The 8,776-nt window shown below is 72.7% G+C and carries 8 protein-coding genes; 2 read left to right on the forward strand and 6 right to left on the reverse strand.

Annotation, left to right across the window (positions count from 1 at the left end):
• The first annotated feature begins 40 nt into the window (after positions 1-40).
• On the forward strand, positions 41-976 hold the full coding sequence (locus tag IF30_RS0129265) for a DUF2797 domain-containing protein (RefSeq protein WP_051711469.1): 936 nt from the start codon (positions 41-43) through the stop codon (positions 974-976).
• A gap of 58 nt (positions 977-1,034) precedes the next feature.
• Here the strand turns inward: IF30_RS0129265 and IF30_RS0129270 are convergent, their stop codons facing one another.
• The 4 genes from IF30_RS0129270 to IF30_RS0129290 all read right to left on the reverse strand — a co-directional run bounded on the left by IF30_RS0129270 (position 1,035) and on the right by IF30_RS0129290 (position 5,074).
• Complete coding sequence (locus IF30_RS0129270; protein WP_158835558.1) at positions 1,035-1,340, reverse strand: hypothetical protein; 306 nt, start codon at positions 1,338-1,340, stop codon at positions 1,035-1,037.
• Positions 1,341-1,689: 349 nt separating this feature from the next.
• Positions 1,690-2,427, reverse strand: a complete 738-nt coding sequence (locus IF30_RS0129280) for a succinate dehydrogenase/fumarate reductase iron-sulfur subunit (RefSeq protein ID WP_030244036.1) — start codon at positions 2,425-2,427, stop codon at positions 1,690-1,692.
• Positions 2,424-4,373 carry a fumarate reductase/succinate dehydrogenase flavoprotein subunit gene (locus tag IF30_RS0129285; protein WP_030244038.1) on the reverse strand — a complete coding sequence of 650 codons (1,950 nt, stop codon included), beginning with the start codon at positions 4,371-4,373 and terminating at the stop codon, positions 2,424-2,426. Before IF30_RS0129285 ends, IF30_RS0129280 begins: the two co-directional genes overlap by 4 nt.
• Entirely contained in the window at positions 4,370-5,074 is a 705-nt protein-coding gene (locus IF30_RS0129290) for a succinate dehydrogenase cytochrome b subunit (protein ID WP_030244040.1), read from the reverse strand. Before IF30_RS0129290 ends, IF30_RS0129285 begins: the two co-directional genes overlap by 4 nt.
• Positions 5,075-5,170: 96 nt before the next feature.
• Between IF30_RS0129290 and IF30_RS0129295 the strand changes: the two genes are divergently transcribed.
• On the forward strand, positions 5,171-6,091 hold the full coding sequence (locus IF30_RS0129295; protein WP_030244041.1) for a LysR family transcriptional regulator: 921 nt from the start codon (positions 5,171-5,173) through the stop codon (positions 6,089-6,091).
• Positions 6,092-6,137: 46 nt separating this feature from the next.
• On the opposite strand, the gene IF30_RS0129300 is transcribed toward IF30_RS0129295, so the two are convergent.
• Together IF30_RS0129300 and gcl are read right to left on the reverse strand one after the other, a co-directional pair.
• Positions 6,138-6,626 carry a glutathione peroxidase gene (locus IF30_RS0129300; protein ID WP_030244043.1) on the reverse strand — a complete coding sequence of 163 codons (489 nt, stop codon included), beginning with the start codon at positions 6,624-6,626 and terminating at the stop codon, positions 6,138-6,140.
• Between the two features lie 182 nt (positions 6,627-6,808).
• The gene (gene gcl / locus IF30_RS0129305) at positions 6,809-8,590 is read right to left on the reverse strand and encodes a glyoxylate carboligase (protein WP_078891811.1); all 1,782 of its coding nucleotides are present in this window, start codon (positions 8,588-8,590) and stop codon (positions 6,809-6,811) included.
• Positions 8,591-8,776: the final 186 nt, after the last annotated feature.

Genomic DNA, 8,776 nt, shown 5'->3' on the forward strand with positions numbered 1-8,776 from the left:
GGCCGGATAGTCTCGCGGAGAACCGACCGCAGGGAGAGACGTGACGATCGCAGCGCAGCGGCAGGAGCACCCCGGGGGCTGGATCTCCACCGGCCTGAGCTGGCACGGCGGCCGTGCCGTGCTCGGGGCCGTGCGCGGCACGCAGGTGCACGAGCGCGCGGTGGCGCCCGGCACGGAGGTCGGCTGGCTGCTGGCCGGTCCGCGCCGCTGCACCGGCGCCTGGCTGGCCGGGGCGGCGGAGCGCACGCCCTGCCCGCACCGCGCGGTGATCGATCCGGACGGCGCGGCGACGCAGTGCCCGGCCTGCCAGAGCGTGGACCGCGGTCTCGCCCTCGCCAGGGACCAGATCCTCGACGACGGCCGCACCTACCTGCTCTACCTCGCCTGGTTCGGCGAGGGCCTGCTGAAGGTCGGCCTGACCGCCGAGCAGCGCGGTGACAGCCGGCTGCTCGAACAGGGCGCGCTGGCCTACGCGTTCACCGCCCGCGGCGCCCTGCCCGCCGTGCGCCGCGCCGAACTCACCGTCGCCGCCTCCGGTCTGGCCCGGGAGCGGTACAAGTCCCGGCTGAAGACGGCGCACTGGTGGTCGCACGGCGACGCGCCGCACCGCCGTACGGTGCTCACCGAGGCCCGGGCCCAGGCGCACCGGCTGCTGGCGGGCCACGCCGTCGAGCTGTCCGCCGACCGCCCGGTGGTCGACCACGTCGAGCGCTACGGCCTCGCCGGGGGCGCTCCGGAGGCCTACCGGGAGATCGCCGGACTGGCCGACGGCGCGGTGGTCGCGGGCCGGCTGCGGGCGCCGATCGGCACGCACCTGTTCCTGGACCAGGCGGACGGCTCCGGCCCGCTGCTGCTGGACACCCGGCGGCTCACCGGCTGGACGCTCGCCCCGGCCGTCGGCCGGCCGTCCGAGGGCCTGGCCCTGCAGGAGCGGGTCCGCCCGCCGGAGCCGGACACCCAGGAGGCGCTGTTCTGAGCGGGGCGTGACGGCCGCACCGGCCGCGGCCCGGCGGACGCGCGCAGGCCACGGCTCGTCAGGCCAGCTTGCTGCGCACCCCGCCCGGGCCCGAGCGGGCCCGGCGCGACAGCGGGGGCCGGGACGGCCGGACGTCGTGGCGCGGTGCCGGGTCGGCCGGCTCGGCGGCCCGCCGGGCGAGCGCGGCGCGGGCGGCGGCCAGCGCGAGGCGGGCCAGCAGCGGGTCCTCCCGGAGCCCGGCCGCGCGCTTGGCGCCCTGGCAGGCGGTGCACCAGACCGGCGAGGCCGGCCCGTCGGGGTACACCATGTTCTCGGGCGGCAGGTAGTGCCCACCGCACTCGACGCACTCGAAGACCAACCTCATCCGACGATCACCGTCCCGGATCCGTGGCACCGACCGCAGGGCGACCAGAATTCGTGGATCCTGGGCACCATGCTCCCTTCCTCGTCCAGTTCGACCGTTGCCTCGGTCTTCTGGGTCCCCCCGGACCCGCCGCAGCCGGCACAGGACTGAACCTCGGGCATATGCCGTCCCTCCGTAGCGGAGCACCACCGTAGCGCGATTTTCCGCACCGGAGCACCGCTCGGCGCGATCCACCACCCGTACGGGGAGCGTGAACTGCCCTTGCACGCCCCGTCGGACGGCGGCCCCTCGCGCGAGCACCAGCGCGAGGGGCCGACGGTCGGTGGGCCCGACCGCATGGGGGGAGGGGTCAGCCGCGGGCGGCCCGCAGGAACTCCCGGTTCATCGCCGCGATGCTGGGCAGCGGGATGCCCTTGGGGCAGGCGGTGGCGCACTCGCCGGTGTTGGTGCAGCCGCCGAAGCCCTCGGCGTCCATGGCCGCGACCATGTTCCGTACCCGGGAGGACCGCTCCGGTGCGCCCTGCGGCAGCACGTTGAGGTGGACGACCTTGGCTGAGGTGAACAGCATCGCCGAGCCGTTCGGACAGGCCGCCACGCAGGCGCCGCAGCCGATGCACTCGGCGTGCTCGAAGGCGGTGTCGGCGGCCTCCTTGGGCACGGGCGTGGCGTGCGCCTCGGGGGCGCTGCCGGTGGGCGCGGTGATGTAGCCGCCGGAGCCGATGATCCGGTCGAAGGCCGTGCGGTCCACCACCAGGTCCTTGACCACCGGGAAGGCGGCCGCCCGCCACGGCTCGACGTCGATGGTGTCGCCGTCCCGGAAGTGCCGCATGTGCAACTGGCAGGTGGTGGTCCGCTCCGGGCCGTGCGCCTGGCCGTTGATGACCATGCCGCAGGCGCCGCAGATGCCTTCCCGGCAGTCGTGGTCGAAGGCGACCGGCTGGTCGCCCCGGGTGATGAGCTCCTCGTTGAGGGTGTCGAGCATCTCCAGGAAGGACATGTCCGGGCTGATGCCGCCGACCTGGTAGGTGGTCATCGACCCGGGTGCGTCCGGGCCCGCCTGGCGCCAGATGCGCAGGGTGAGGTTCATGCGTAGCTCCGCTGGGTGGGGTGGACGTACGCGAAGTCGAGCTCTTCGCGGTGGAGGACGGGCGGCGTGCCGGTGCCGGTGAACTCCCAGGCGGCGGCGTAGCCGAACTCCTCGTCGCGCCGGGCGGCCTCGCCGTCGGGCGTCTGGCTCTCGGTACGGAAGTGGCCGCCGCAGGACTCGGCGCGGTGCAGGGCGTCCAGGCACATCAGCTCGGCCAGTTCGAAGTAGTCGACGAGCCGGTTGGCCTTCTCCAGCGACTGGTTGAGCTCCTGCCCGCTGCCGGGCACCCTGATCCGGCGCCAGAACTCCTCGCGCAGCCGCGGGATCCGCTCGAGCGCCCGGGTGAGCCCGGCCGCGTCGCGGGCCATGCCGCACTCGTCCCAGAGCAGTTCGCCGAGTTCGCGGTGGAAGGAGTCGGGGGTGCGGTCGCCGTTCACCGCGAGGATCAGGTTGAGCCGGTCCTCGACCTCGGCCTGCGCCTCGGTGAGCGCCGGGTGGTCGGCGGGCACGCCGGTCAGCGGGTTGCGGGCCAGGTAGTCGTTGAGGGTGGGCGGCAGCACGAAGTAGCCGTCGGCCAGGCCCTGCATCAGGGCGCTGGCGCCGAGCCGGTTGGCGCCGTGGTCGGAGAAGTTGGCCTCCCCGATCGCGAACAGGCCCGGGACGGTGGTCTGCAGGTCGTAGTCGACCCAGAGCCCGCCCATCGTGTAGTGGATCGCCGGGTAGATCCGCATCGGCACCCGGTAGGGGTCCTCGGCGGTGATCCGCTCGTACATCTCGAACAGGTTGCCGTACTTGGCCTCGACGGCCTCCCGGCCCAGGCGGGCGATCGCGTCGGCGAAGTCCAGGTACACGCCCTGGCCGCCGGGGCCGACGCCGCGGCCCTCGTCGCAGACGTTCTTGGCGGCCCGGGAGGCGATGTCGCGCGGCACCAGGTTGCCGAACGCGGGGTAGATCCGCTCCAGGTAGTAGTCCCGTTCCTCCTCGGGGATCTCGGCCGGCGGCCGGGTGTCGCCCTGGGCCTTGGGCACCCAGATCCGGCCGTCGTTGCGCAGCGACTCGCTCATCAGGGTGAGCTTGGACTGGTGGTCGCCCGAGCGGGGGATGCAGGTCGGGTGGATCTGGGTGAAGCACGGGTTGGCGAAGTAGGCGCCGCGCCGGTGCGCCCGCCAGATCGCGGTGGCGTTGGAGTTCTTGGCGTTGGTGGAGAGGTAGAAGACGTTGCCGTAGCCGCCGGTGGCGAGGACCACGGCGTCCGCGGTGTGGGTGCTGATCCGGCCGGTGACCAGGTCGCGGGCGACGATGCCGCGGGCCCGGCCGTCCACGACCAGCAGGTCCAGCATCTCGGTGCGGGGGTGGATCTCCACGTTCCCGGCGGCGATCTGCCGGGAGAGCGCCTGGTAGGCGCCGAGGAGCAGCTGCTGGCCGGTCTGGCCGCGGGCGTAGAAGGTGCGGGAGACCTGGACGCCGCCGAAGGAGCGGGTGTCCAGCAGGCCGCCGTACTCGCGGGCGAAGGGCACGCCCTGGGCCACGCACTGGTCGATGATCTCCACCGACACCTGGGCGAGCCGGTGCACGTTGGACTCGCGGGCGCGGAAGTCGCCGCCCTTGACGGTGTCGTAGAACAGCCGGCGGATCGAGTCGCCGTCGTTGCGGTAGTTCTTGGCCGCGTTGACGCCGCCCTGGGCGGCGATGGAGTGGGCGCGCCTGGGGGAGTCCTGGAAGCAGAACTGGACGACGCGGTAGCCCTGTTCGGCCAGTGTCGCGCCGGCCGCGCCGCCCGCCAGGCCGGTGCCGACGACGATCACCGTGTGCTTGCGCCGGTTGGCCGGGTTGACCAGCCTGGCGTCGAACCGCCGCTGGTCCCAGCGCTGTTCGATCGGCCCGGCGGGGGCCTTGGTGTCGGCGACGGGCTCGCCGAGGGTGTAGTCGGTGTACGGGCTGCTCACTTCACCACTCCGGTCATCACGGCCACGGGGACGGACAGGAAGCCGGCCGTCAGCACGAGCGCCAGGCCGTTCGCGGTCAGCTTGAGCGCCCGGTCCCGGCGGGCGTTGTTGGCGCCGAGGGTCTGGGCCGCGCTCCAGAAGCCGTGCCGGACGTGGAGTCCGACGGCCAGCATCGCGACGATGTAGATCACGCACGAGTACCAGGTCCCGAACGAGGCGACGATGTTCTGGTACGGGTGGCCCTCCTCGGCGGCCGGGTTCACGGTCAGCGTCGTGAGGTCGAGGATGTGCCAGACGAGGAACAGCGCCAGGATCACCCCGCCCCAGCGCATGGTGCGGGTCGCGTAGCTCGCACGGCGGCGCTTGTGGGCGTACTTGCTCGGGCGGGCGGCCAGGTCGCGGCGGCTGAGCTGGTAGGCGGACACGCCGTGCAGTCCGACGGAGGCCAGCAGGACGAGCCGGGCGATCCACAGGAACCACTCGTGGCCGAGGAACGGCCGGCCGATGGTGCGCAGCCAGGCCGCGTAGCCGTTGATGTCGTCCGGGCCGGCGAACACCTTGAGGTTGCCCAGCATGTGCGCGACCAGGTACAGCAGCATGACCAGTCCGGTGACGGCCATGACCGCCTTCTTGCCGACGGTCGACCGCCACAGCGTCGCCAGGGTGGACGGATGCCGGGCCGTCCGAGTCGCGGTTGTCATGGTTGCAACGGTAGGGACGGCCACCAGGGTGCGTCCAAGACATGATGCGGCTCACCACGATAGGTACTGCCTATCGGAGCGGCCTATCCTGGCCGTGTGCAGCTCCAGCAACTCCGCTACTTCCTGGCCGTCGCCGAGACCCGCCACTTCACCCGGGCGGCCGAGGCGGCGCATGTGGCGCAGCCGTCCCTCTCGCAGCAGATCCGTTCGCTGGAGCGGGAGTTGGGCGCCGAACTGTTCCACCGCACCCGGGGCAACATCGCCCTGACCGACGCCGGGGACGCCCTGCTGCCGCTGGCCCGGCGCATCATCGCGGACACCGAGAGCGCCCGGCTGGCCGTCCAGGAGACGGTGCAGCTGCGCCGGGGCCGGGTCCGGCTGGGCGCGCCGCCGAGCCTGTGCACCAGCCTGGTGCCGGACGTGCTGCGGGTGTTCCGGGACCGCCACCCGGGCGTGGCGCTGGCCGTCCGCGAGGGCGGGTCGCGCGACCTGGTCCGCTCACTGGCGGCCGGGGAGCTGGACCTGGCGCTGATCATCACCCCGCCGAGCGGGGAACAGGCGCCCGCCCTCGCCGTCACCGGGCTGCTGCACGAGGAACTGGTCCTGGTCTCCGCCGAGCGCCGGGGCCGGCGCAAGGTCCGGGTGGCAGAACTCAGGGGGCGGCCGCTGGTGATGTTCCGGGAGGGCTACGACGTCCGCGAGGCGACGCTGGCGGCCTGCCGGGCGGCCGGTTTCGAACCGGAGTTCGCGGTGGAGGGCGGCGAGATGGACGCGGTGCTGGGCTTCGTCCGGGCCGGGATCGGTGCTGCCGTGGTGCCCGGCATGGTGGCGGCCCGCTCGGGCCTCGCGGTGACCCAGTTCGTCGCGCCGGGGCTGGGCCGCACCATCGCCGTCGCCCACGGCCACGAGGTGCCGCTCACCCGCGCCGCGGAGGCGCTGCGCACCACCCTGCTGGCGCACCTGCGCGACGCCGCCCGGTCGGGTGAACTCCCGCCGGGCACCCGGCTGCTGCTGTGACGGGCGAGGGCCGCCCGGAGGCGGCCCTCGCTTCCGCGCGGGAGCGTCAGGCCGGCAGGACGGCCTCCAGCGCGGCGATCAGCTCGTCCGACTCCGGCTCGACGCGCGGCCGCAGCCGGGCCGCCACGGTGCCGTCCGGCGAGACCAGGAACTTCTCGAAGTTCCAGGACACGTCCCCGGCCTGGCCCTCGGCGTCGGCCACCTGCGTCAGCTGCCGGTACAGCGGGTGCCGGTCGTCGCCGTTGACGTCGATCTTCTCGAACAGCGGGAAGGTCACGCCGTAGGTGGTGGAGCAGAAGGTCGCGATCTCCTCGGAGCTGCCCGGCTCCTGCCCGGCGAACTGGTTGCACGGGAAGCCCAGCACGGTGAAGCCGCGGCCGGCGTAGCGCTCCTGGAGGCGCTCCAGCCCGGCGTACTGCGGGGTCAGGCCGCACTTGGAGGCGACGTTGACGATCAGCAGCGCCTTGCCCTTGTGGTCGGCCAGCGAGGTGGGCTCGCCGGAGAGGGTGCGCAGGGGGATGTCGTACAGGCTCACGGTGGTGGTCCTTTCGGCAGGTCGGCGACGGGTTCTCGCCCGGGCACACGGTAGCGGCCCCGGACGGCTCAACCGTGCCGGCGCCGCCGGTGTTCCGGGCGCGAGGGGGCGTACGGAGCGGCTCGTACGCCCCCTCGCGGCGGGATCGCGGGGCCGGCGGGGTCGCGGCGCCGCCGGCCAGGTCAGACGGCGAGCGGCTTGATCGCCGTCGGCGCGTGCTCGGGGAGCGTGGCGAGCTCCTCGAACTCGTTGACCTTGTCGATGTCGCTGCCGCTCATCGAGATGTTGGTGACCCGCTCCAGGATCGCCTCGACCACGACCGGGACGCGGAACTCGGCGGCCAGCTTCTTGGCCTCCTCGAAGGCGGGCAGCAGGCCCTCCGGCTCGGTGACCCGGATCGCCTTGCAGCCCAGGCCCTCGGCGACCTTGACGTGGTCCACGCCGTAGACGCCCAGCTCCGGCGCGTTGATGTTCTCGAACTCCAGCTTGACCTGGAAGTCGATGTCGAAGTTGCGCTGCGCCTGGCGGATCAGGCCCAGGTAGGAGTTGTTGACCAGCACGTGGACGTACGGGATCCGGTGCTGCGCGCCGACGGCCAGCTCCTCGACCATGAACTGGAAGTCGTAGTCGCCGGAGAGCGCGACGACCTGGCCCTCGGGATCGGCGGTGGCGACGCCCAGCGCGGCCGGGATGGTCCAGCCGAGCGGACCGGCCTGGCCGCAGTTGATCCAGTGCCGCGGGCGGTAGACGTGCAGCATCTGCGCGCCGGCGATCTGGGAGAGGCCGATGGTGGTGACGTAGCGGGTCTCCGGCCCGAACGCCCGGTTCATCTCCTCGTAGACGCGCTGCGGCTTGAGCGGCACGTCGTCGAAGTGCGTGCGGCGCTGCAGCGTCGCCTTGCGCTGCTGGGTGGAGGCGGCCCACGCGCTGCGGTCCTTGAGCCGCCCGGCGGCCCTGAGCTCCTGGGCGACCTGGACGAAGAGTTCCAGCGCGGCCTTGGCGTCGGAGGCGATGCCCAGGTCGGGGGCGAAGATCCGGCCGATCTGGGTGGGCTCGATGTCGACGTGGACGAACGTGCGGCCCGCGGTGTAGACGTCCAGGCCGCCGGTGTGGCGGTTGGCCCAGCGGTTGCCGATGCCGAGGACGAAGTCGGAGGCGAGGAAGTTCTCGTTGCCGTAGCGGTGCGAGGTCTGCAGTCCGACCATGCCGGCGTTCAACTCGTGGTCGTCCGGCACGATGCCCCAGCCCATCAGGGTCGGGACCACCGGGACGCCGGTGAGCTCGGCGAACTCCAGCAGCAGCTCGGAGGCGTCGGCGTTGATGACGCCGCCGCCGGCCACGATCAGCGGGCGCTCCGACTCCTGGAGCAGCGCGATGGCCTTCTCGATCTGGATGCGGTTGGCGGTCGGCTTGTAGACCGGCAGCGGCTGGTAGGCCTCCGGGTCGAAGTCGATCTCGGTCAGCTGGACGTCGATCGGCAGGTCGATCAGGACCGGACCGGGGCGGCCGGAGCGCATCAGGTGGAAGGCCTGCTGGAAGACGCCGGGGACCTGCGCGGCTTCCAGCACGGTGGTGGCGGCCTTGGTGACCGGCTTGGCGATCGAGGCGATGTCGACGGCCTGGAAGTCCTCCTTGTGCAGCCGGGCGACGGGCGCCTGGCCGGTGATGCACAGGATCGGGACGGAGTCGGCGGTCGCCGAGTACAGGCCGGTGATCATGTCGGTGCCGGCCGGGCCGGAGGTGCCGATGCAGACGCCGATGTTGCCGGCCTCGGCGCGGGTGTACCCCTCGGCCATGTGGGAGGCGCCCTCGACGTGCCGGGCCAGCGTGTGCCGGATGCCGCCGGAGGCCTTGAGGGCGGCGTAGAACGGGTTGATGGCTGCGCCCGGCACGCCGAACGCGACCTCAACGCCTTCGAGCTTGAGGATCTCCACGGCCGCGCGGGCGGCTGTCATACGAGGCATCGGGTCTCTCCTGCGTCGGCCCGCAGTGGCTCGGAGGGCTCATCTCCTGAATTCCACCATACGGAAGAACGGTTTCTGTATGTGGAAACAAGGTAAGGCGACCCCCGGACAGGCGTCAAGCGTGACTTCAACAGAATGTGGAAGCCTCGGGCGGGGGCTCGGCGGGGGCTCGGCGGGGGCTCGGCG

The sequence above is a fragment of the Streptomyces sp. NRRL S-350 genome (assembly GCF_000719705.1).
Taxonomy (GTDB): domain Bacteria; phylum Actinomycetota; class Actinomycetes; order Streptomycetales; family Streptomycetaceae; genus Kitasatospora.